The 22,039-nt window shown below is 48.6% G+C and carries 18 protein-coding genes; 6 read left to right on the top strand and 12 right to left on the bottom strand.

From position 1 onward, the window contains the following. Nucleotides 1-7 precede the first annotated feature (7 nt). The gene (locus J3U76_RS09790; protein ID WP_208005792.1) at nt 8-1,093 is read right to left on the bottom strand and encodes a linear amide C-N hydrolase; all 1,086 of its coding nucleotides are present in this window, start codon (nt 1,091-1,093) and stop codon (nt 8-10) included. Between the two features lie 250 nt (nt 1,094-1,343). Between J3U76_RS09790 and J3U76_RS09785 the strand changes: the two genes are divergently transcribed. Genes J3U76_RS09785 through J3U76_RS09775 form a run of 3 tightly spaced genes read left to right on the top strand, consistent with a single transcriptional unit; the run spans nt 1,344 to nt 4,456 of the window. Next, entirely contained in the window at nt 1,344-1,601 is a 258-nt protein-coding gene (locus J3U76_RS09785; RefSeq protein WP_208005791.1) for a YtcA family lipoprotein, read from the top strand. A 10-nt stretch (nt 1,602-1,611) separates the two neighbouring features. Further along, complete coding sequence (gene mdtN, locus J3U76_RS09780; protein ID WP_208005790.1) at nt 1,612-2,694, top strand: multidrug transporter subunit MdtN; 1,083 nt, start codon at nt 1,612-1,614, stop codon at nt 2,692-2,694. Further along, nucleotides 2,687-4,456, top strand: coding sequence for an FUSC family protein (locus J3U76_RS09775; RefSeq protein ID WP_208005789.1), 1,770 nt, complete (start codon nt 2,687-2,689; stop codon nt 4,454-4,456). The genes mdtN and J3U76_RS09775 overlap by 8 nt, the downstream gene beginning before the upstream one ends. Here J3U76_RS09775 and J3U76_RS09770 read toward each other — a convergent pair. After that, on the bottom strand, nt 4,362-5,879 hold the full coding sequence (locus J3U76_RS09770) for a TolC family protein (protein WP_208005788.1): 1,518 nt from the start codon (nt 5,877-5,879) through the stop codon (nt 4,362-4,364). The two genes, J3U76_RS09775 and J3U76_RS09770, sit on opposite strands and share 95 nt — an antisense overlap. Nucleotides 5,880-5,997: 118 nt before the next feature. Then, a complete protein-coding gene (locus J3U76_RS09765) occupies nt 5,998-7,161 on the bottom strand; it encodes a linear amide C-N hydrolase (protein ID WP_243454186.1) in 1,164 nt (387 codons plus the stop codon). Between the two features lie 399 nt (nt 7,162-7,560). On the opposite strand from J3U76_RS09765, the gene J3U76_RS09760 reads away from it, so the two are divergent. Beyond that, nucleotides 7,561-9,198 (top strand): Na+/H+ antiporter, encoded by a 1,638-nt coding sequence (locus J3U76_RS09760; protein ID WP_208005787.1) that lies wholly within the window; start codon nt 7,561-7,563, stop codon nt 9,196-9,198. A gap of 160 nt (nt 9,199-9,358) precedes the next feature. On the opposite strand, the gene J3U76_RS09755 is transcribed toward J3U76_RS09760, so the two are convergent. Beyond that, nucleotides 9,359-10,234, bottom strand: a complete 876-nt coding sequence (locus J3U76_RS09755; protein ID WP_208005786.1) for an aldo/keto reductase — start codon at nt 10,232-10,234, stop codon at nt 9,359-9,361. Between the two features lie 134 nt (nt 10,235-10,368). Here J3U76_RS09755 and J3U76_RS09750 point away from each other — a divergent pair, with 134 nt between their 5' ends. Next, a complete protein-coding gene (locus tag J3U76_RS09750; RefSeq protein WP_208005785.1) occupies nt 10,369-10,686 on the top strand; it encodes a hypothetical protein in 318 nt (105 codons plus the stop codon). Nucleotides 10,687-10,817: 131 nt separating this feature from the next. Here J3U76_RS09750 and murQ read toward each other — a convergent pair whose 3' ends face one another. The 8 genes from murQ to J3U76_RS09710 all read right to left on the bottom strand — a co-directional run bounded on the left by murQ (nt 10,818) and on the right by J3U76_RS09710 (nt 21,083). Beyond that, nucleotides 10,818-11,738, bottom strand: a complete 921-nt coding sequence (gene murQ / locus J3U76_RS09745; RefSeq protein WP_208005784.1) for an N-acetylmuramic acid 6-phosphate etherase — start codon at nt 11,736-11,738, stop codon at nt 10,818-10,820. 348 nt (nt 11,739-12,086) lie between these two features. Then, the gene (locus tag J3U76_RS09740) at nt 12,087-13,175 is read right to left on the bottom strand and encodes an anhydro-N-acetylmuramic acid kinase (RefSeq protein WP_208005783.1); all 1,089 of its coding nucleotides are present in this window, start codon (nt 13,173-13,175) and stop codon (nt 12,087-12,089) included. 96 nt (nt 13,176-13,271) lie between these two features. Continuing rightward, nucleotides 13,272-14,315 carry an alpha/beta fold hydrolase gene (locus tag J3U76_RS09735; RefSeq protein ID WP_208005782.1) on the bottom strand — a complete coding sequence of 348 codons (1,044 nt, stop codon included), beginning with the start codon at nt 14,313-14,315 and terminating at the stop codon, nt 13,272-13,274. 104 nt (nt 14,316-14,419) lie between these two features. Then, the gene (spoT, locus tag J3U76_RS09730) at nt 14,420-16,537 is read right to left on the bottom strand and encodes a bifunctional GTP diphosphokinase/guanosine-3',5'-bis pyrophosphate 3'-pyrophosphohydrolase (protein WP_208005781.1); all 2,118 of its coding nucleotides are present in this window, start codon (nt 16,535-16,537) and stop codon (nt 14,420-14,422) included. A 91-nt stretch (nt 16,538-16,628) separates the two neighbouring features. Then, entirely contained in the window at nt 16,629-16,904 is a 276-nt protein-coding gene (gene rpoZ / locus J3U76_RS09725) for a DNA-directed RNA polymerase subunit omega (protein ID WP_208005780.1), read from the bottom strand. A 49-nt stretch (nt 16,905-16,953) separates the two neighbouring features. Further along, entirely contained in the window at nt 16,954-17,583 is a 630-nt protein-coding gene (gene gmk / locus J3U76_RS09720) for a guanylate kinase (RefSeq protein WP_208005779.1), read from the bottom strand. Between the two features lie 541 nt (nt 17,584-18,124). Next, the gene (locus tag J3U76_RS09715) at nt 18,125-20,050 is read right to left on the bottom strand and encodes an LTA synthase family protein (protein WP_208005778.1); all 1,926 of its coding nucleotides are present in this window, start codon (nt 20,048-20,050) and stop codon (nt 18,125-18,127) included. Between the two features lie 169 nt (nt 20,051-20,219). Further along, the gene (locus J3U76_RS09710; protein WP_208005777.1) at nt 20,220-21,083 is read right to left on the bottom strand and encodes a YicC/YloC family endoribonuclease; all 864 of its coding nucleotides are present in this window, start codon (nt 21,081-21,083) and stop codon (nt 20,220-20,222) included. A gap of 174 nt (nt 21,084-21,257) precedes the next feature. Between J3U76_RS09710 and rph the strand changes: the two genes are divergently transcribed. Further along, nucleotides 21,258-21,998 (top strand): ribonuclease PH, encoded by a 741-nt coding sequence (gene rph / locus J3U76_RS09705; RefSeq protein ID WP_208005776.1) that lies wholly within the window; start codon nt 21,258-21,260, stop codon nt 21,996-21,998. Nucleotides 21,999-22,039 lie beyond the last annotated feature (41 nt).

Genomic DNA, 22,039 nt, shown 5'->3' with positions numbered 1-22,039 from the left:
TTATGTGTTAAAGACCAAGAAAGGTAAAAGGTTTACTTTCTTTGAAGTCTGCAGTGACATCTCCCGCATACACATCGTTAATGCCTACTTTATTGCGATTTGTTTGCAGATCTAAGGTTTTAACCTTGCCGGTTTCTTCACTAAAGTCGATTTTCTTTAAGTCCACCCAAAACACACTCGGGCTCGTCACTGAGTCAAACACATACAGCTGATTTTTATGATCAGCCAAGGTACGCCAACGGGTGGAGGAGATATTCGGTTGGTCGGGAGTGCTAATGCCCAGCGGCACCGAAGTGTTGCGGATCACGCTCAACATGCTGGCCAGTGCTTCTTCGGCGGGAGCCTGTTGGGGGATGGCGTTAACGTAAAAAGAGGCCCGTACAAAACGGTCGGCGGCGCGGTTGGTGCCGGGCAGCATAGTGGTGCCGCCAATTTGCTGCCAATAGCTGTTTAGCGCTAATTGCTGATCGAAGGTGGGGGAGTTGGTCATTACTTGATACTTACGGTCGTGATGGATCACTTGCTTGCCGTCTATGTATTCAATAATGGCGCTGTCACCTGACGTATCCGACAAAGACAGATGCAAACTGGCCAAGCGGCTCTCGCCGGGCACGTCGGCTGTGACTATGGTGTAAGGTTCTTTTTCGATGGCGGCCACCGCACTGGCCACATCCGGAAAGCTATCCAGCACATATTGAGTCCAAGCGGCTAGGCTTAAGCCCGGTTTACTGTTTTTATCAAATGTAGGATATTCGGATTCTACGAGCCATAACACGTTGGCCGATAAGCCCTTTTCATTCATGCCGTCTGTTGTCGCAATATTAAAACCAGAAGTGATCACACTGCCGTATTTTGAGGTCCATTCTAGGGAGTTTTCTCCCGCTTGACCGGAGCGTTTCATGCCTCTGGGAAAAATCCACATGTCGCTTTCTACGTCTACCTTCCAGTCCATGGAGCGCGCCGTAATCACGTTGTTGCCTTCGCCTAAGTAAACAATGCGGGTGCAGGCCTCGGCTATGCTAGTGCTGAGCAATAAGCTACCGGCAAAGGCCAAATAACTGGCTTTCTTTAAATTCTTGAAAGTAACTTTCATTATTAGAATTTCCTTATTTATAATGGAGCTGGGTAGCTACTGGCATTCGTCAGCTAACTCGGCTGGCTCATGGGCGCCTCATTAGCATAGACTCACCTTAGGGGATAAATTACCTGATAGTGGCAGGGCTGGGTAATTAATTTATGGTTATTTATTATAGGTGTTAGCTTATTAGTGATGTAGTTAGCATTAACAGCATTATTTAGGTGCCTGCTTAAGGCATATTTTTATTATAGCGGGTAGCTAAGCCATGGCTTTTATTTATTTTGTTCCTTTATTGACCTTACTGTTAAGTGGATGTGCTCGCGCTCCTTCTTTTGTGGTGGCCGGTTCATTTTTTCCGGCGTGGCTGATTTTTATGTTTGCCGGTATTTTGCTTACGTTATTGATCCGAGTGATATTTATAAAGGTAGGTTTAGATGATGCGCTGCGTTTTCGCGTCTTAATATATAGTTGTCTGGCCTTGGGCTTATGTTATGCGGGCTTATGGTTGCTCTTTTTGCCTTAGGAAGTGAGATATGAAACATGAAACTGTAGCCGCCACCGCGGATGTGCCAGTGGCACATAACAAAGTATTGGCGCTGTTAGTCAGTGTGGCGATAGTGATGGCCGCCGTTATTTTTGGGCTCTTATATTGGCAGCAGGCGGCGAACAACCCGCTGTCAGAAGATGCCACTTTAGAAGCGGGTGTGGTGCATATTACCAGCTCGGTGCCGGGCAAAATTACCGACTTGTACGTGCAAGAAGGGCAAAAGGTTAAAAAAGGCCAATTGCTGTTTGCCGTGGACCCGGAGTTTTATGAATTGCGATTACAACAAGCTCAGGCAGAACTGGCATTAGCCGAAGCCGTATTAGCCAGTAAAGAGCGAGTGATCAAGGCCGAATCTCATAACGTCACCGTGAGTACCGAGCAGATTGAACGGGCGCGCACAAATTTAGCTTTGGCCAAACAAAGTCAAGCCCGTATGGCTTCGTTGGCACCTAAGGGTTACGTCACCCAGCAGCAATTAGACCAAGCGAATACCTTAACTCGCGATGCCCAAATCTCGTTGCGCCAAGCCACCGAGCAGGCGGGGGCGGCGGACGCCCTAGTCAGTAATACGCACGCCGAACAGGCCATGGTAGACATGCGCCGCAGTGGTTTGGCGATGGCGGAGCGGGATAAAAGACAAACTAAAATCAGTGCGCCCCATGATGGTTATGTTGTGGGGTTAACCGCTAACGTAGGCGAATATTTACTGCCCCAAGAGAGCGTTTTCACCTTGGTGGATACCGGTGATTGGCATGCGGTGGGTATGTATCGCGAAACAGACTTACAGCGCATCTCCCCTGGCAGCTGCGCCACCGTCTATGTGCTAGCCGACCCTAACACCGCTATTAAGGGCCGAGTAGAGAGCATAGGCTGGGGGGTGAGCAGTGGCGATATGATAAGTTTGCCCAGACAGATGCCCTATATTCAAAAGTCGATGAACTGGGTGCGGGTGGCGCAACGGTTTCCGGTGCGCATTCGATTAGAATTTGCTCCAGAGCATGTTTGGTTACTGCGTATGGGGGCTTCGGCCACCACTATAGTTCATCATGGTGAGCTATGTGATGAGTAGCTCAAAAGCCATTCACCTGTGGTGCTCGGGGATTAAACAAGATTTAAGGCCTTATCCTGGCCGTTGGCCACAAACTTGGCGCATTGCCGTGTTGTGTGCTTTGATGACGCTGGTGTCCATGGCCTTTCAGATTCCGGCGGCCATGCTGAGCTGTTATGTGATTTTCTTTGTGATGAAATCTGATGCTGCCGAAAGCACCTTGATGGCCACGGCGTTAGTGGTGTTAGTGTCGATAGTGGTGTTGCTATTAGTGGGCTTAATTAATCTGACCATTGGCTCGCCACCGGCGCGGTTGGCGGTGATGGCGGTAAGCTCTGTGGGATTGCTATTTTTGGGCGTGACCAGTGGTTTAGGGCCCTTGGGCGGTATTATTGCCTTGGTGGTCGCCTTTGTGATGACCTTGTTGGTGCATGTGCCGGTGGGCGAGCTGGCCACACGCGCCCTGCTCTATGCCTGGTTGATGGTTGCGGCGCCCATGGCCTTAGTCATCAGCTTTAATCTGCTATTGGGTCGACCACCTCAGCGGGTATTGGCCGATGAGGTGGCTCAGCGCTTAGAGTTGGCGGCTGACAGCCTAGAGCAACAAGCGGGTCAAACAGCGCTGTGGCAGGCGTTAGCCGAGGGCATAGCCGCACAACAAAAACGCTTGCAGTGGTTAGAACTATTGCACCTTGTCTCAAAACCCAAACAAAGGGCGCTGTCATTGGCGGTAGTGCAAAGCTATCAGCTGTTGTTAAGTTGCTTAAAGTTGAGCAGCCCAGCGTTGATGCCAGACACCAAGCTGAGTGAGCAAGAGTTAGCGCAAAGAGCCCAATTGGCCCAAACTTGTCGAGTCGCAGCTCAGCAATTAAGAAGTCAATTTTCTTGCTTTGCGCCTCATCAAGCGCCATCCCCTGAGCACTTTATGCCTGGGGTGCTGCAAGGTATCGCTCAGACCTTGCAGGTACTGCAAGCAACTCCAGCGACAGAAAACTTTATTATTCCCCGCGAAAAAACGCCGTTTTTTGTTAAAGACGTTTTTACCAATCCCAGTTATCAAAGAACCGCCCTTAAAACCACGGCGGCGGCCATTTTATGTTATTTAATTTACAGCGCTATTGAATGGGAGGGCATACATACTGCTCTCGTTACCTGCTACGTGGCTTGCTTGGGCAGCAGCGGTGAAACCGTCAACAAGTTAATGCTGCGAATTATAGGTTGCTTAATTGGTGCCACCTTAGGGGTGATCTTATTGGTGTTCTTTATGCCCCACATGACCTCTATCGTGTCCTTAATGGTTGCGGTACTGCTGGTCAGTACTTTGGCGGCGTGGATCAGCCTAGGTTCGGAGCGAGTGGCGTATACGGGCTTACAAATTGCCTTTGCCTTCTTATTGATAAGTCTGCAAGGTTTTGGCCCAGATGTGGATTTAAGTGTAGCGGGCGACAGAATAGTGGGCATTTTGCTGGGTAATCTGATGATGTATCTGGCGTTTACTCAGATCTGGCCCTATAGCATTTTGCATCAGGTGAACGAGGGCTTAAGTGACTTAGAACAAACCCTTAGTCAATGGCAGCAGACCATAGAGCCGATGTCGCAGGTGGTGTTGGCCGCTCGCGCCACCACCGAGCTCGAGGAACTTAAATACCAGATAAACATGGCCAACTTTGAGTCGAAAAAACTACAAACTAATGGCTTAAATCTAGCCCAGAGTCAGCAGCGTCTGGCAGCCCTAATGCGACGTGTTGAGCGTCAGGCGCTTGGTTTAACTGACCCATCATAAACGCCACATTAGCACTGGCCACTAAGGCGCTGGTGTATGCTAAATTTTTAGCTTGAGTGGCATCTAATAAACCGTTGGCCGCTTCGGTGGCCAACATCATATTGCCTACCCCTACCTGATAAGCATCGCTGGCCGCGTCGTAGGTTAAACTGGCCGCCGCCACTAATTCGCTGGCTGCTTCGTGAGCTTCCAGTGCCGAGCGCAAGGTGTTTACGGCTAAGTGCATTTCTTGTAAGGCATCACTTTGGGTTTTACGCACTAATTCTTGAGCCGACTCGGCAAGCGCTTGGGCTTCATATAAGCGCATCCGTCGTAAACCGCCATCAAAGAGCGGCAGGCTGATGCCTAATAAAATTGCTTGGAAAGACGAGTGCGGACTCATAGCGCCAATCCCCCGCACATCAAAATCCGCATTGCCATGGGCCGCCACTCCTAGTAGGGCCACCTTAGGCATGTAATTGGCTTTTGCCGAGAGAATGCCTTGCTCGGCGGCGCGCCGGGCCGCATCTACTGCCAATAAATCCGGTCGATAGGCGAGAGCTTGTTGCAATAATTCCTCACTCGGCAAGTCGGCCAAGGTAGGTAAGGTGCGGTCTTGAGCGCTAGCCACCGTTAGCTGAGTGTTGGCGGGTAAGCCGACAGCCGACAACAAGGCTTGATAGGCGTCGCGCGCTAAGCCTTGGTTTTGTACCGCAATTAACTTGGCTTGGGCTGCCAGCTGCGTGGCCTGCGCCACTTCTATGGAGGTGGCCACCCCTTTATTAAACCGTGCTTGGGCCGCGGTTTTTAGGGTCAAGGAGTGGGTTAAATGCTGAGCGCTAAGCTGGGCATTTTCGGCGCTGGCGCTGTAATTAAAAAAGGTACGGGTCACGTTAAAGATCACCCCTTGATGGGCGGCGCTAAATTTTCTTTGGCTGGCCAAGGTCAGCTCTTGAGCGGCCTGATGTAAGGCGTCGCGTTTGCCAAAATCAAACAGTAACCATTCTAAGGTAAGTGCCGGCACCACGCCGCTAATGTGATTATGAGTGCGGGTGTTAACGTCAAGCGTACCGAGTAGGGTGTCGAGCTCGGTGCGGGTGTGGCGTTTACTGTGTTGATAACCGCCAATCACACTGGCAGAAAGCATCGGCAAATAGGTGGCTTTTACCATGCCGCTGGCCAAGGCAGCGCGCTCTGCTTCTAGCCATGCGATGCGGGTCAGCGGATTGTTTTTCTGGGCTAAGTCAATAAGCTCCGCCAAGCTATAGGAATGCTGGGTGTCTAGCAAAGTGACGGCAGGGGTGGGCAGGCGAGTTAACGAGAAGTCTGGTGTAACTTGCGTGTAAGAAGCCGCTCGCGGAGCAGGGGTTTGCTCCGCGAGCTTGGGGTGGGTGCAAGCCATTAAGCTACTTATTAACAAACCACAAATGGCGAAGCGCATCATACGGAGTTCACACCTTAATTATGAGAATAGAATATTCAGCGCCGCCTTGAGCAGCAAAACCTGCGGTTTAGAGCAGGTCTTGCTGGGCTGGATTATGGCTGAGGTGACCAGAACGCGTTTATTTGATGTCTAGCAGCGCTTGGGTACCTGAGCTGACATCGGCGTTAATCTTGCTCAAATGAACCGTCTTTTGGCGGGACTCTTTTGCCAGTGCTTTCAGGTTAAAATTGATGTAATTAAGGCTGTTGTAGCTGCGGACCTTAAATTGTAATTGCGCTAAGTCTGACAAAGCAGTCCAAGAGGTGTATTCGGTGGTATAGGTGGCGTGCCCCTCAACGCCCGGTGCGGTAATGTTGGCAATCTCGCCTTTAAAACGCTCGTCCATGGTAATGCCCCGCGGACGGTCAAAGTTATTCATCACATGGGCCAAGGTGGTGATGGCTTGCTCGGGTGTTTTGGCTTTTTCGGCAAACTGTGAGTAATACACGCCGCGTACAAAACGACCCACAGACGTATTAGAAGCAGGCAGGCCTGCGGTGGCGATGCCAGAGTCGGGTTGTTGGAAGCTCACCCCATTTAATTCCAACTTAGACTGATCCTTATTATTTAAAAAAGTGTAGTTATTCAGGTTGGTCATGTGCCAAGCAAACTCGGGGCCATTGGTCATTACCCCGAGTGGATTATCGATCACCGTTTGTTTGCCGTTGGCAAATTCAATCACCAAAGAGGCACCGCTGGCATCATGCAGAGTGTAATGGAAAGGGGTTTTCATGATACCTAGGGGCAATAGGGCCGTGACCAAAACTTCTTGCTTCGCTAAAGCGGCTTTTACTGCGGCCACATCTTTAAACTGCGATAACGCCCAAGCACCTAAGTCGATGGCGGCCAGTACGCCTGTGGTGTTGTCCACCATGTCTTTTGGACCTTCGGTATTGGCATAAGCCAGCACGCTGAAGCTTAAGCCTTGATCGTTTAAGCCCTCTACTACTTTCAGATCCTTAGTCACAGGATCTGGGACTGTTAGTGACATAAAGCCAAACTGACCAGTAAAGTCTAAGGTGTGATGATGGTCGGCTTTAGAGCCAAAGCTGGCGCCTTTAGGGAAATAGGTTGCCTGATAGGGCAGCTCCATAGGAAGCTCCATGGTTCGACCCGCATAGTGAGCGCCGTTGGCATCTGTATATAACAGCGAAGTGCAAGCGGCGACCATATTAGGTATCACTATGGCACCGGCGACTAGGCTGGCGACTACGGAGCGCATAAAGAGGTTTGGCTTAGACATTTTAACTTCCTTATTAAATGAATCGTCACTAAAGCTGGCGCAGCTGCCGTACTGGGGTTCAAACATTGAGTGAGGTGCACTTATATCTTCAAAGACACTTAAATTAACTTTAAGTGCAGCTAAGGCAACATTATGCCAAGCATTTTTAAACTGGCAAATAAAAACTTTTCTAGCCAGAAAGTATGAATAATGTCATAACACAGCTGTATTTTAAAAAGTAAGCTTAATAAATCGTTAAACGGTTCCTAGCGAAAACTGATCAGCTGATTTTTATTGAAAATGGCATTATAGTTTAGGCTAGAAAAATATTTAGCTTAATCTGTCGATTATCAAGGTCTGCGCCAGCCGCAAGGATGAACCGGATAATGTAAACTTAAAATAATTGGTTAAGGAAAGAGCATGGAGAGTATTGGCGTCATTTTTGCCATCTTGTTAGCAATTCTAGCAAGCGGCGCTATTGTTAGAATGCTGCCCATCAGTATACCGCTGCCATTAATACAAATTGGCTTAGGCGGCCTGATTGCCGGAGTGTTTTCCGAAGGCATAGAGCTGGATCCTCATGTGTTCTTCTTACTGTTTATTCCGCCGTTATTATTTCTTGATGGCTGGCGCATGCCCAATGATGTGCTTAAAAAACAGCGCATGAATATTTTTCAGCTCGCCTTTGGCCTGGTGATTATTACCATGATAGGGCTGGGGTATATTATTAATTTGCTGATCCCAAGCCTACCGTTGCCGGTCGCCTTTGCCCTAGCTGCTATTTTATCGCCCACGGATCCGGTGGCTGTAGCTGGCATAGCGCGCAAGCTAGCACTGCCCGAACGCGTGATGTCCATTCTAGAAGGGGAAGCCTTATTTAATGACGCCACTGGTCTAGTAGCCTTTAGAATGGCGGTGTTAGTGGCGGTAACCGGCACCTTCTCTATTTATAACGCCGCCGGCACTTTTTTATGGGTGGCTTTAATCGGCATTGGCACTGGGGTTGCCGTGACTTGGCTGCTGTCTTATGTGCGTCGTAAATTTACCGCTAAATATGGTGAAGAGCTGGGCTCTGAAGTGCTACTCAGCCTGCTGACGCCGTTTGCCGCCTACGCCGCCGCTGAATACATTGATGCTTCTGGCGTATTAGCGGCGGTGGCCGCCGGTATTACCATGAGTCGCTTAGAGCTGGGTGGGGCTATCTCGCCCATGACCCGCATGCGCCGCACCGCCACTTGGGACACCATTCAGTTCACCTTAAACGGGGCCATTTTTGTGTTGTTGGGCGAACAGCTGCCCGATATCTTTACGGGTGCTCTGGATGTGATGGCCAATCTCGAACAGAACAGTGCTTGGTGGTTATTGCTGTATGCGGTGGTCATTTTCTTGGTATTGATTGTGCTGCGCTTTAGCTGGGTCTTTATCTCGGTAAATATAACTTCTTTGGTAAAACATAAGCGCTTCATCCGCTTCGATGACCATAATTTACGGGATATAGTGCTGGTGTCCGTGGGCGGTGTGCGCGGCACTATTACCTTAGCTGGCGTGCTGACCTTGCCTTTATTGTTGCCCAGTGGTGAGGATTTTCCGGGGCGAGACTTGGCTATTTTTCTGGCCGCCTCTGTGATCATTATTAGCTTGATAACCGCCAGTGTTTGCTTGCCATTATTACTTAGAAGTGCCGAAGATCACGAGCATTTACAATCCCCTTTAGCACAGCAGAAAAGGTTAGCTATCGCTGCCGCACGCCAGTCTGGTGAAAAGCATCTCACTGAGTTGCTACAGCAACTAGCTAGCACTAATACTGCGTTGAGTGTCGATTATTTTGCGGGGGTAAAGCAGCGAATATGGGAAGAGTTTGAACATACTTTTGACTCATATCGAGATCCAGAGAATGTGCAGCATTTGCAGTATGAAGTAGAGCGGAAAATGCGCTTAGCTATCATAGATACTGCTCGCCAAGCTATTTATCTGTTGGCGCGAGAGCAGAAAATTTCGGATGAAGTGGCTCGAGACATGGTCACATTGTTGGATTTAGATGAAATACGCTTTAATTAATTCTACTCGGCAATGCCCCTGGGCGGCGATGACAGATCCGGTACGACCACAGGGAGTTAGTTGTATATTTATACCGTGACCCAGATAACCCTCATAGTCACGGTATAAGGCAGTTTTCTCTTACAGCGTACGGCGTCAAGCATATTGCTCCCGGAGGGGGCTAAACAATATCCAAGTGTGTTTTGCGCTTAGGTGCCGGAAAAGCGGCATCTAAACGGGCGAGTACGTCGCTGTTGAGTTTAATATTTAAGGCGTCGGCATTTTGCTGTACATGCTGCGGCTGCACGGCTTTAGGAATCGCAATTAAATCGCGTTTGCCATCTATAGGACGAATTGCCCACGCTAATAACAGCTGCGGCACACTAATATTAAGCTCATTGGCGATAGCCTGTAGCTCGGGGTGCGTCATTAAGTCGCGCTGTAAGCGGCCACCTTGGGCCAGCGGGCAATAGCCCATAGTGACAATATCTTGCTGGCGCTGCCAAGGGCGTAACGAATGCTCAATGCCACGAGAACCTAAGTGGTACAGCACCTGATTAACGGCGGTATCTTGGCCGCTTAAGTAATGCCATAGCTGTAATTCATCATGATCAAAGTTAGACACGGCAAAGCGTTTGATCTTGCCATCAAGGCGCAATTGCTCAAAGGCGCTTAGGGTTTCTTCTAGCGCTATGCCACCGGGCCAATGCAGTAGGTACATATCTAAATAATCGGTGCCTAGGCGTTGTAAGCTGTCTTCACAGGCTTGAATCGCGCTGCGTTTGCCCGCATTCCACGGATAGACCTTAGACACTAAAAACGCCTGTTCACGGCGCCCTTTTAATGCCTCGCCTACTACTTCTTCGGCGCCGCCGTCGGCATACATTTCGGCGGTATCTACCAAGGTAAGCCCTAAGTCTAGCCCTTGTTGAATGGCGCGCACTTCATCGCGGCGTGGCGCTAAGCCTTCGCCCATATACCAAGAGCCTTGGCCAATGGCGGCTAGGGTAACCGCGGGTTCTGTGGTGGTGGCTTTAAGCGTAACGGTCGCGTCCATGATAACCTCTTCATTTGTTGATGGGGATTTTTTGTGTATTCTAAGTCAATATGTTCCATGAGCAAGCTGCCTATTGCAACGGTCTTGGCTTAGCAATAGGCAGCTAATCTCTGTTATTAATTAAGGGGCAATGTATGAGTACATCAGAGCTTGATGACCAAAGTGAAGTTGTTCCGGTGCGACGACGCTTACGACTAGATGACTTAAATCAGCTGCAAATAGAGTTATTAGCGAAACAATTTAACCATGAAGCCGGTGTTGCTAAAGTGGTGGTGCGCAAGCAGTGGTTAGAAATTGAATATGACGTTGCCGTGTTAACCCTAGAGCGGGTGATTGAATTACTAGAAGCTTATGGCGGCGAGCTATCAGCCGACTGGTGGACCTCTTTTAAGGCGAACTGGTATTTAAAGCGCGAAGAAAAACTACGCGCCCAGCTTAATGAAGAACCTTGAAAGATAGCTATCAGCTTTCAGCCATCAGCTTTCAGCGGTCAGAACAACATAAACACGGGCTCTTAGGATCGCGGCTATCTCATCTTGCTGAGTGTGTAGTTGGGCACTTGGTATTATTTTTAGCTGACAGCTTACCGCTGACGGCTTAAAGCTGCGTTCAACCCGCCTTGGTGTTGTGCTAACTGTGCGGTGGCGGTGTCTTTATCTAATCCTGATAGCAACATTAAAATGGCCAGCTTTACTTGATTGTCGGCGGCTTTAAGGGCTGCTATGGCCTGAGCCTCTGAGGCCTCGGTGGCTTGCATCACAATGCGCAGCGCACGGGCTTCTAGTTTTAAGTTGCTGGCGTTTAAATCCACCATTAGGTTTTGATACACCTTGCCAATGCGGATCATGCTGGCGGTACTGAGCATATTGAGCACCAGCTTTTGTGCAGTGCCCGATTTTAATCGGGTAGAGCCGGTAATCACCTCTGGGCCCACTTGCGGCTCAATCGCAATATCGGCGGCCAGCCCAATGGCCGAGCCGCTGTTGCAAGCGAGTGCCACTGTAGTGGCCCCTACCTTGCGCGCGTAGGCTAAACCGCCCAGCACATAGGGCGTGCGACCACTGGCTGCTATGCCGACCACTATATCTTTGTTGGTTAGGGTGAGTGCGGCTAAGTCATCGGCGCCTAATTGTTGGTTATCTTCAGCACCCTCTTGAGCGCGAAACATGGCTTCTTTTCCTCCGGCAATTAAGGCGATCACCATGTCTGGCGGCACACTAAAAGTGGGCGGGCATTCAGAGGCATCCAATACCCCTAAACGGCCACTGGTCCCCGCCCCCATATAAATCAGCCGCCCGCCTTGTTGAAAGGCAGTAACAATGCTATCGACCGCTGCTGCTATGGCAGGTAATACCTTGGCGATAGCCGCTGGCACCTGCTTATCTTGGTTATTAATGGTGGTCAGCATCTCAAGGGTGGATTGGCGGTCGATATCTAAGGTATCCGGGTTTCGCCCTTCAGAGGCCAGCTTAGCTAAGTCGTTGAGTAAATTTGAAGTGGGCATTTAATACTCCTTAAAAAGGGCGTGAAGAGTAAAGAGGGCGAGATAACACCAAACCTCAAGCCTCTTTGCAACGGAATCCACGGAACCCTCGGAAAAATTAACATGAGATAAGGTCGAAAAGTGATAAGTGATTTTTTAATGGTAAGTTCAAAAGTCCTGCCCGCTGATGGTTTGGTATTTGGCCCTTACTCATATAGCTTTGGTTTTTTCAGATCTGATCTTTATTTTTCCGTGTTCTTCCGTGCCTTTCGTTATAAAGAAGCGTTGCAGATATACCTTTTGGTCTATCTTGGTAATTAGTTGTTGCCCTTAACGTACAGCGTATGGCATTACTGGCGCCTGCAAGACTTACGGCAAATGGATGGCACCTAAAATGGCGGGGCGGCTGGCACCGGTAACAGAAGGTAAATTACCTGGTAAACCCTTTAATGTTTGGTGGGCCAGCCAGGCAAAGGCCATGGCTTCCATAGCGTCCATATCAACCCCAGCACGGTTTGTGGTATCCACTTGCCACTGAGGCAGCAAAGCGCTTAAGCGCTGCATTAATAACGGGTTATGGCCGCCGCCGCCACAGACTAATAGCTCGCCTACGGGCCACTTATCGACCTCGTTAGCAATGGCTTGGGCGCTAAACTCAGCCAAAGTGGCTTGTACATCTGCCACCGAAATATTATCGAATAAGTGCTGGGCTAACCATGGCGCGCTAAATAGCTCACGGCCGGTACTTTTAGGAGCAGGCTGTGCCAGCCAAGGCTCACTGAGTAAGCGCGATAGTAAGGCGGGGTTCACTTGGCCTTGTCGACCCAGTGCTGCGTCTTTATCAAATGGGAGTCCGCAGTGCTGTTTGCACCACATATCCATTAGCATATTACCCGGCCCTACGTCATAGCCCACGGCCGCTTGCCCTGGCGCAAGCACCGTAATATTGGCAATGCCGCCAATATTTACCACAATGCGTACTTGTTTTGTGTCACCTAATACTTGCTGATGAAAAGCCGGTACTAAGGGAGCACCTTGGCCGCCTAACGCCATGTCTTTACGGCGAAAATCATTAATGGTGACTATGCCTGTTAATGCGGCAATTCGATTAGCGTCACCTAACTGTAATGAAAACGGCAGGGCGCCTGTTGGCTGGTGCCACACGGTTTGCCCGTGGCAACCAATGGCGCGAACTTGCTCGGCGGAGGTGCCTGACTCGCTTAATAGCTGCAACACAATATCTGCATAAGCTTGGCCAAGCTCGGTGTCTAGTTCGCCCCATTGTTGAGCGGTAATAGCCGCGCCACCGGCTAGGTGCAATAAGCGCTGGCGCAAATTGGTGGCAAAGGGGAGAGTGGTACTGGCTTTTAATTCGGCGTGTTTGCCATCTGTGGCCACTAAAACGGCATCTATGCCATCTAAGCTGGTTCCCGACATAATACCAATAAACAATTCCATCTATGACCCCTTAGCAAAGCCACACGCTATACGCCGTAAGTTAAAGGCGAACACAGTCGCGGATCTTACTTACGGCTTATGAGGTAACGCGTACGGCTATTGTTTTTCGTGTTGCTCAAAAAAAGACAAGGTGGCTTGAAGCGCCGGCTTACGCAGTTTATCTTGCTCAATAAAGAGCTCATGAGAGGCGCCGTCAATGACCTTGGGCGCTCCGCCTGCACAATAGGGCAAGGCATCACAAAAACGATTTTGCGCATGGTTATCCACCACAACATCATTACCTGCCTGTAACACCAGCAGGGGAGTGGTAATGCGTCCAGCTTCTGTAATAGCCTGATCTCCGGCCATTAATGCTTGCTTTAACCAGTGTACGCTTACACCACCTAGCTGTAACTGAGGCTGTTGCTGATATAAATCGCGTAACAGCTGATAGCGAGTTTCGCTGTGAGTCAGCACATTCTCTTTAAAGGGAAGCTGCTTATAATCAGCTTGCCCCGGTGCATAGCAAGCCGTACGCCCCAGCCAACCACAACCACTGTCAAATATTGACAAGAGCCCATTAACTAGCCAGCGTGGTAGGGGTTTAAGATAAATACCCATCATGGGGGAAGATAACACAGCCGCTTGCAGACGAACCTGGGTTTGACTTAGCCAGAGTGCAGAAATAGTCCCGCCCATAGAGTGTGATAACAGGTACAGGCTATCGACCGGCTCTTCTAAGACTACTTGTTGCACAAACTGCTCAAGATCTTGAACGTAGTCATCAAAATTCCCCACATAACCTATTTGTTGGTTTTTTAATAGACGAGGAGCCAGACCTTGGCCACGATGATCATATAAATAAACGTTATAGCCATTATTAAATAAATCGAGGGCCAGCTCTTGGTATTTTAAGTAGGTTTCTGTACGGCCATTAACCAGTATGATCGATTGCTGATGTTGGGGGTTAGTCAGTTTTGCATAGGGCAAAGCGAGATTGTCGTGGCTGCTAAATACGCCCTGTACGCTTTGACGTTGCCAATGAGCATTCAGCCCTGAATGACTTAAATCGCTCAGTTGAGATTCAGTAGTAAAAAAGGGAGCGGCAGAGACAGCATTCATGAGCAGGCAAGTTCCGAGTAATAACAAGCGGGCAAGCATATTGGGCTCCAAAGTGTTTATTATTTAATAACACAGCGAGCTGTGTGAGCCAACACCCAGTAAAAACACTCAGCCAATATTGGACGCAAAGAGCCCCAAAGGTGTTATTTACGTAGACGATATACCTTAAGTACATTCGGTGCTACGCGGATTTTACGCATGATATTAGCCAAATGAACCCGGCTAGTGGTGGTAATTAACAGCTCAACTTGATAGACGCGGCCGTCTTTTTCTTCGGTAGCAATATTGTGAATATTGGCACCTGTGGCAGAAATAATGTTAGCCAGCCCGGCGAGTGCACCTTGTTGATTGATAATTTCGATGCCAATTTCGGTTTTAAAGTCAAAATCAAAATCTTGATCCATATCCCACTGCACGGGCAGGTATTTGTTTTGCTCTTTATTGTGGCCACGAATATTTTTACAAGAATCCAAATGAATCACTAAGCCTCGACCCGGACTAATGTGCGCCACAATGGGGTCACCCGGAATAGGGCGACAACAATTAGCAAAGTTCAGCAACATGTCGTTGGTGCCTTTAATTGGCATCTTCTTCAGTGCTTTATTGCGCTCTGTGGGTTCTTCATCTGTATCTTCTAGCAAGCGCCGAGCAATAACCACGCTCATTGCATTACCTAAACCAATATTGGCTAGTAAGGCGGTAATAGAGCTGTATTTGGTGTCTTTTAGCACCTGTTCGACTCTATCTACCGAAATATCTTCTAGGTTTTTAGCACCCAAGGCGTGATTTAATAAGCGTTTGCCTAATAATACGGACTCTTCGGTACGCAGGTTCTTTAAGAATTGACGGATATTCGTGCGCGCGCGCGAGGTCACCACAAAATTAAGCCAAGCCGCGTTAGGGCGTGCGTTGGGGGCGGTAATAATTTCGATAGTTTGGCCTGAGTGCAATCGCTGGCTAAGAGGGTAGGGTTGGCGATCGACGCGCGCTCCTACACAAGCATGACCAATATCGGTGTGCACTGCATAAGCAAAGTCGACCGGTGTGGCGCCCGAGGGCAGCTCTAAAATGCGGCCTTCTGGAGTAAACACATAGATTTCGTCAGGGAAAAGGTCGGTTTTAACCCCTTCAATAAACTCAAATGACGAACCGGCACTTTGTTGCAATTCTACTAAGCTTTGCATCCAACGTTCGGCGCGAACCTGCGCTGTGGTATTGGATTTTTCAGAATCAACTTTATAAGCCCAATGTGCAGCCACCCCTTTATCGGCCATTTGATCCATATACTCGGTACGGATCTGCACTTCTACGGGCACCCCATGAGGGCCAACTAAAGAAGTATGTAACGACTGATAACCGTTGGTTTTAGGAATGGCAATATAATCTTTAAAGCGCCCAGGGCGAGGCTTATATAAGGTATGCATTTGCCCTAAAACGCGATAGCAAGTATCTAGGTCTTTCACAATCACGCGAAAGGCGTAAATATCCATAACTTCATGAAATTGCAGTTCTTTTTTTACCATCTTATTATAGATGGAGAACATGTTCTTTTCGCGGCCCGCCACTGAAGCTGTGATGTCTGCATCAACTAAGCGGCCACTAATTTGTTCTAAAATAGACTGAATAATTTCATGACGATTACCCCGTGCGCGACGTACAGATGCACGTAACACTCGGGTACGCATTGGGTACAGCGCCTCTAGGCCCAGCTCTTCCAGCTCATTCTTAATAGTATGAATACCAAGACGATTGGCGATAGGAGCATGAATTTCGAGGGTTTCTCGGGCAATACGGCGACGTTTGTCGGGCCGTAATGCCCCCAAAGTACGCATATTGTGAGTGCGGTCGGCCAATTTAATTAAGATAACCCGAATATCTTGGGTCATGGCCAGTACCATTTTGCGGAAGTTTTCGGTTTGTGCTTCTTTATGGTCTCTAAACTTAATTTTATCGAGTTTAGAGACCCCTTCCACCAGTTCAGCCACATCCTCACCAAATTGCTCAGCTAAGGCATTTTTAGTAATGGGCGTGTCTTCAATTACATCGTGTAACAAGGCCGCCATTAAGGTTTCATGATCAAGATGCATCTCTGCCAAAATACGCGCCACCGCCACCGGATGGGTGATATAGGGCTCGCCGCTTGAGCGAGTTTGCCCTTGGTGTGCGTCTCTGGCCACCACATAAGCGGCTTGAAGCTGCGCTACCTGCTCGGGGGGCAAGTAGCTGTTAGCAAGCTCTTTAAGAGATTCAAATAGATACAATCAATACCTCGATAAACGATATCGTTACTAGGTCGTTTAGAAGCTAAGTCCGCTTTAGTGCTAAAACGGACTTACCGATATTCTTTAAAGGTTACAGGCGACCTTCAGAAATAGCGGCAACAGCAGCCATTTCAGCGGCATCCATTTCTTGCTGCTCTTGACGGTCTTGTACGTCCATCACCGCATGGTTAACTAAACCTTGCTCAATTTCACGTAATGCGATAACAGTCGGCTTGTCGTTTTCTAACGGTACTAAGGCGTCTTTGCCTTGAATCGCCAGTTGGCGAGCGCGACGAGAAGCAACCAACACTAAATCAAAACGGTTGCCAACCTGCTCAACAGCATCTTCAACAGTAACGCGTGCCATAATGGACTCCAATGATTAAAAAAGGTGCAAAATTCTAATTGATCTTAGCTTATTCCGCCAGTAGGCCAGAAAGCAAGTTTTGGTAACGTATCGCCTGTTTACCCGTATTGGCCCGTTCGGCTTCTATAATGGCGCTGAGGCGATTTAATGCTTGGTCAAAGTTATCATTAACCAATAAATAATCGTATTCATTGTAATGCGACATCTCAGATACCGCCTTATCCATTCTACACCGAATAACGTCTGCACTGTCTTGCTGACGAGCATTTAAACGACGTTCTAGCTCTTCTCGGCTAGGGGGAAGAATAAAGATAGATTTAGCGCTGGGAGATTGTTCGCGAATTTGACGGGCACCCTGCCAGTCAATATCCAATAATATGTCTATGCCTTTCGCTAACTGCTCGTCAATCCACTCCCGTGAGGTACCGTAGTAGTTGTCGAACACTTGAGCCCATTCGTAAAAAGCGCCGCGCTCAATCAGCACTTTAAACTCGTTCTGACTCACAAAGTGGTAGTGAATACCATTTTCTTCACCTGGGCGTACGCCGCGAGTGGTATGAGAAACAGACACCTGTAGCTGGCCGTCGGCGCTAGGACGCGCAAGCAGGGCTTGGATCAGACTGGATTTGCCTGCGCCGCTAGGAGAAGAAATAATAAATAAGGTACCGCAGTGCGCCATAATATGTGTGCCGTTTGGGGTTATTTGCCAGCATCGAGCTGGAACCAAGGGCGGCCAAGTTTACCAGAAGATCGGGAATAAAAAAATGGTCGCTGTAAATACAACGACCAATCAAAAAGTAACTATAGCTTGCTGCGGAAGTGCCCTCCACGCAAATTTCATTATGATCAGGTAGTCGCTTCGACTCTATCAGTTTTTTCCTGATGAAAACCTCGGTAAAACCGAGCTGTTAAGCTGGGTCGCGAGTTTATTACTGTCTAAAGATACAATTAAGGCCTAGTTGTTAAGTTTAGAAGAAGCTTGTTGCTGCTTTGTGTAAAGCACGCTTCTCGATAGAGAAAACCGCCTTGTTTCTATTTTACTTGGCATGAAATCTTTAATAATACCCACACTCAGTATAAAGCTCTGACGATAACAAGGGCTGAGCGGTCATGTTGTTAACCGTGATGGGTCAACAAGTGTGATACCAATCTGGGAAATGAGCGGTTCAGATCCTATGTCTTCGTATTGGGGCCTCATTTCTTTTACATTAGACTCTTAGTTATTGTGAGGCGACAGTACTTGAGCTTGATAGCGACTCGGCAAACTCACTGGTTTTACCTTTAAATAATAAAGACTGGGTGTAGCGAGTATAAGCCTGAGCTAAAGACAGCATATCGGCATAAGGTGCTTGAGCACATTGTGCTTGATGAAGCTTAATGCCGTTATCGGCAATGGTAAAACAGCGGGCATTATGCTCAAGGCTGACATCTTGTGTTACATCAAATCGCACTAAGTGTTGGCCTTGAATCCAATTCACTGTTTGCCCAGCAGAATAATGAGCAAAGCCTTGATAGGGTTGTGTTAATAATGACTGTCCGGTAAACCAAGGCACACTGCCACCTAGCCAGTCCATAATAGTGGGGGCGATATCTAGCTGACCAGCATTAAGGGGAAGCTTTTGTACAGGCAGCGAACCATCGGTGGCAAACATCGCAAAGGGAATGGCGTTACGGTCTAGATCATGTTGTGTAACGCCTGCGGTATGATCCGCCATTAATACCACTAAGGTTGGCTCATCTAGCACCTTGGGTAGCTGTTCTAAAAAGCGTTGTAGTGCGCCATCGGCATGATGAATTACATTACGTCGCAGTGCAGAGCGATTATCTTTGCCAAACACATAGTCACTGTCGTTGGGTAAGTAAGTGTCGTGGGTAGTGCCAGTATTGACCGTGATCAGAAAAGGCTGCTCGGCCTGAGCGAGTTTATCTAGCGTAAACCGATAAATATCGTCATCCATATACCCCCAGTAGTTCTCTGTACCGGCAAAGGGGTAGTCTTTTTTACCATAAGAATGGGTAAAGCCTAAACTTTGCGCAAATGAGCCGACAATGCCCTTGCCACTGCCTTGAATAAAGTGGGTATCAAAGCCCTGTTCTTTAAGTATTTGTGGTAGGCATTGGTAGGGGGCACTTTGTAATTGTGTGCCCGCCACACCGCCCCCTATAGGGTTGGCAAACGAGCAAAATGTGGCAAACATGCCCTCTACAGTGCGATACCCATCAGCGTATAGCGCATTGGTGGTGATGCTTTGTTGGCGCAAAGCGTCAAAGTAGGGGGCCGCAGACTTAGGGCCTTGTTCGGTATCGAGCGGTAGGTAGCTGGCTAAATCTGCTGCGGGCCAGCTTTCTAGCAGTACAATGAGCACATTGGCTTGTTTGCTTGGTAATTGTAACTGTGGCTGCTGAGCAAAATGTTTTGCTAATAACGCGAGTTCTTGTGCTGTTGGCGCTGGTGTTATTTGCTGAGCTGCGCGTTTTTTGCCTTTAGCTAAATAATAGCTAATGGCATAAGGGGCATTCCACGCGATAAGCGCTTGCTCGGGCTCCCCAACTTTATATGCACTCATGGGCGATTGTGGGGCATCACTCCAACCACCACGAACCGCGGTCACTGTGCCCCCTAACCAAAGCACTAATACCAGAGCGCCGCCTATCATGCGCGCATAACGACAAGGTGCTGGGGCTGCGGTTATGGGCAAGCGCCAAGTGAGCCAGGCGAATAGCAGCACTAATATCAAGGCGGTGAAGGTTTGGGGTAAGTAGGTGGTAACAGCGGTGGCCAACAAGCCTTGCTCTAGGCCTTGGCCGGTAAACACTTCAAAGGTGACGTGTCGGCCTGCTTCTAGCATATAGATAGCATCTGCCGTGGTGGTGACGATCAGCCAAAAACAGGCCAGTAGTAACCATAACTTGACCAAGCGAGGTCGCCAGTTTCCCCAATGGGCGATAAGTAGTAATAATACCGCAGGTGTGGCCATCACCATAACAGCGGTAATATCAAGGCGCAGCCCCCACCAGAGACTATAAGCGCCACTGTGACTGAATAACTGCTCTGCTAAAAAAGGGTTAAGGGCACTAAGCGCGATTTTGCTAAGCACAGTCGCGCTCAGTAACAATAAGAGGGTGCGAAAGATATTCAGTAACACAACAAACTCAATACAAAAAAGTGATAATGCCAAATAGTCTAATCAGTCACTAGGGATGTCAATCACTTCTCCATTATTTACCATTGGCTGAATAATAAAAGCCCTGTATTTACAACGAAATAGCAGGGCTTTTAGACATTATTAGTTGAATAACCTTCTCGTTATAATATTATTCAATATTCTGGATCTGCTCGCGCATTTGCTCTATTAATACCTTCATTTCCACGGCTGAGTTGGTAATGCTGGTACTGATCGATTTAGAACCTAGCGTATTAGACTCGCGGTTGAACTCTTGCATCATAAAGTCCAGTCGTCGGCCGCAGGCGCCGCCTTTTTTGAGAATTTTGCGGGTTTCACTAATATGCGTAACTAAGCGATCTAGCTCTTCTGCCACATCAACTTTTTGTGCCAATAACACCATTTCTTGTTCGACCCGCTGTGGTTCTAGCTCAATGTTGGCTTCTTCAAAGCGCTCTTGTAGGCGCTGGCGCTGCCAAGCCACAATAGCGGGCATCTCAGTTTTTACTTTAGAGACTTCTTGCTCAATGCCATTCAAGCGCTGCTCAATGAGCTCTTTAAGCTGTTCGCCTTCGCTGGCGCGGGCCGCTAAAAAGTCCTCAACCACTGTATCTAAGCAAGCCATAAGCTGATTGCTTAATGCGTCCATGTCTTGCGCTTGGGCTTCCATTACGCCTGGCCAGCGCAAAATATCAACTGGGTTAAGCGTGCCTTGTCCGGCTTCTTTTATAATCCAGTCGGCACCGCTAATCAGTTGTTGTGCCAGTGCTTTATTCATCTGTAACTCGCCTTGAACGGCGGTATTTGACTCAAAGCGTAAGGCACATTCTACCTTGCCGCGCTGCATGCGGGATCGCAGCTTTTCTTTGATTAATGGCTCTAGGCTACGAAACTGCTCGGGTAAACGGGTGTAGGTTTCTAGATAGCGTTGATTAACAGAACGGATTTCCCAAACGGCAGTGCCCCATTCTTGCTTAAATTCTTGTCGCCCATAGGCGGTCATACTGTGGATCATAGTGCTCTCGATATCAGTGGCGCGTTAACAGGTAATTTTGGCATAAGGCCTTACTGTACAGCAATGCTGCGCTTAGCTAAGGGCTTGCATGCAATGGCGGAGTTGTTTCTTTATAATAACGACGAGTGGGCTTTGCCTTAGGCCGCTATCATTCTATTTAAGTTGGAGAGTACCATGTCTACACGCGCTTGCGGCCGTGCAGTGGGTGAAATTCGCCCCGTTACTATTACGCCTCATTATACCCGCCACGCAGAGGGCTCTGTGTTGGTTGAATTTGGTGATACCAAGGTGTTGTGTACTGCCTCGGTAGAAAAGGGTGTGCCCCGTTTTTTGCGTGGCAAAGGCCAAGGTTGGGTCAATGCAGAATACAGCATGTTGCCACGTTCAACCCATAACCGCATGAGGCGTGAAGCGGCCACCGGTAAACAAGGCGGCCGTACCCTAGAGATTCAACGATTAATTGCCCGGGCTTTGCGGGCAGCTATCGATCTAAAAAAGCTGGGTGAGCATACCATCACCTTAGACTGTGATGTCATTCAAGCCGATGGTGGCACGCGCACCGCTGCTATTACCGGGGCTTGTGTGGCTTTGGCTTATGCCACGCAGTGGATGAAAGCTCAAAAAATGATTGCCCAAAACCCGATGAAAACTTGGGTGGCGGCTATTTCTGTGGGCATGGTTGATGGCCAAGCGGTGGCGGATTTGGAATATACCGAAGACGTGAGTGCCGATACCGATATGAACGTGGTGATGACAGCTGAAGGTGAGATGATAGAAATACAAGGTACTGCCGAGGCTGCGCCTTTTACTCATCAGCAGTTGTTAGATATGTTGGCGCTAGCCAGTCAGTCGATTGCTGAATTAGTCGATATTCAGCGTGAAGCCATGCGGCCAGCTATCAGCGGTCAGCTGTAAGCCATCAGCTAAAGATAAAACTAAAATATATTAATGTCGTT

Origin of the sequence: Oceanisphaera pacifica (assembly GCF_017498065.1) — a bacterium.
GTDB classification, from domain to species: domain Bacteria; phylum Pseudomonadota; class Gammaproteobacteria; order Enterobacterales; family Aeromonadaceae; genus Oceanimonas; species Oceanimonas pacifica.
This window is presented reverse-complemented; position numbering and strand designations above follow the sequence as displayed.

Bases quoted from the DNA above. Each gene is read 5' to 3' on its own strand.
- J3U76_RS09790 (WP_208005792.1), bottom strand. From the start codon at position 1,093: ATGAAAGTTACTTTCAAGAATTTAAAGAAAGCCAGTTATTTGGCCTTT.
- J3U76_RS09785 (WP_208005791.1), top strand. From the start codon at position 1,344: ATGGCTTTTATTTATTTTGTTCCTTTATTGACCTTACTGTTAAGTGGA.
- mdtN (WP_208005790.1), top strand. From the start codon at position 1,612: ATGAAACATGAAACTGTAGCCGCCACCGCGGATGTGCCAGTGGCACAT.
- J3U76_RS09775 (WP_208005789.1), top strand. From the start codon at position 2,687: ATGAGTAGCTCAAAAGCCATTCACCTGTGGTGCTCGGGGATTAAACAA.
- J3U76_RS09770 (WP_208005788.1), bottom strand. From the start codon at position 5,879: ATGATGCGCTTCGCCATTTGTGGTTTGTTAATAAGTAGCTTAATGGCT.
- J3U76_RS09765 (WP_243454186.1), bottom strand. From the start codon at position 7,161: ATGTCTAAGCCAAACCTCTTTATGCGCTCCGTAGTCGCCAGCCTAGTC.
- J3U76_RS09760 (WP_208005787.1), top strand. From the start codon at position 7,561: ATGGAGAGTATTGGCGTCATTTTTGCCATCTTGTTAGCAATTCTAGCA.
- J3U76_RS09755 (WP_208005786.1), bottom strand. From the start codon at position 10,234: ATGGACGCGACCGTTACGCTTAAAGCCACCACCACAGAACCCGCGGTT.
- J3U76_RS09750 (WP_208005785.1), top strand. From the start codon at position 10,369: ATGAGTACATCAGAGCTTGATGACCAAAGTGAAGTTGTTCCGGTGCGA.
- murQ (WP_208005784.1), bottom strand. From the start codon at position 11,738: ATGCCCACTTCAAATTTACTCAACGACTTAGCTAAGCTGGCCTCTGAA.
- J3U76_RS09740 (WP_208005783.1), bottom strand. From the start codon at position 13,175: ATGGAATTGTTTATTGGTATTATGTCGGGAACCAGCTTAGATGGCATA.
- J3U76_RS09735 (WP_208005782.1), bottom strand. From the start codon at position 14,315: ATGCTTGCCCGCTTGTTATTACTCGGAACTTGCCTGCTCATGAATGCT.
- rpoZ (WP_208005780.1), bottom strand. From the start codon at position 16,904: ATGGCACGCGTTACTGTTGAAGATGCTGTTGAGCAGGTTGGCAACCGT.
- gmk (WP_208005779.1), bottom strand. From the start codon at position 17,583: ATGGCGCACTGCGGTACCTTATTTATTATTTCTTCTCCTAGCGGCGCA.
- J3U76_RS09710 (WP_208005777.1), bottom strand. From the start codon at position 21,083: ATGATCCACAGTATGACCGCCTATGGGCGACAAGAATTTAAGCAAGAA.
- rph (WP_208005776.1), top strand. From the start codon at position 21,258: ATGTCTACACGCGCTTGCGGCCGTGCAGTGGGTGAAATTCGCCCCGTT.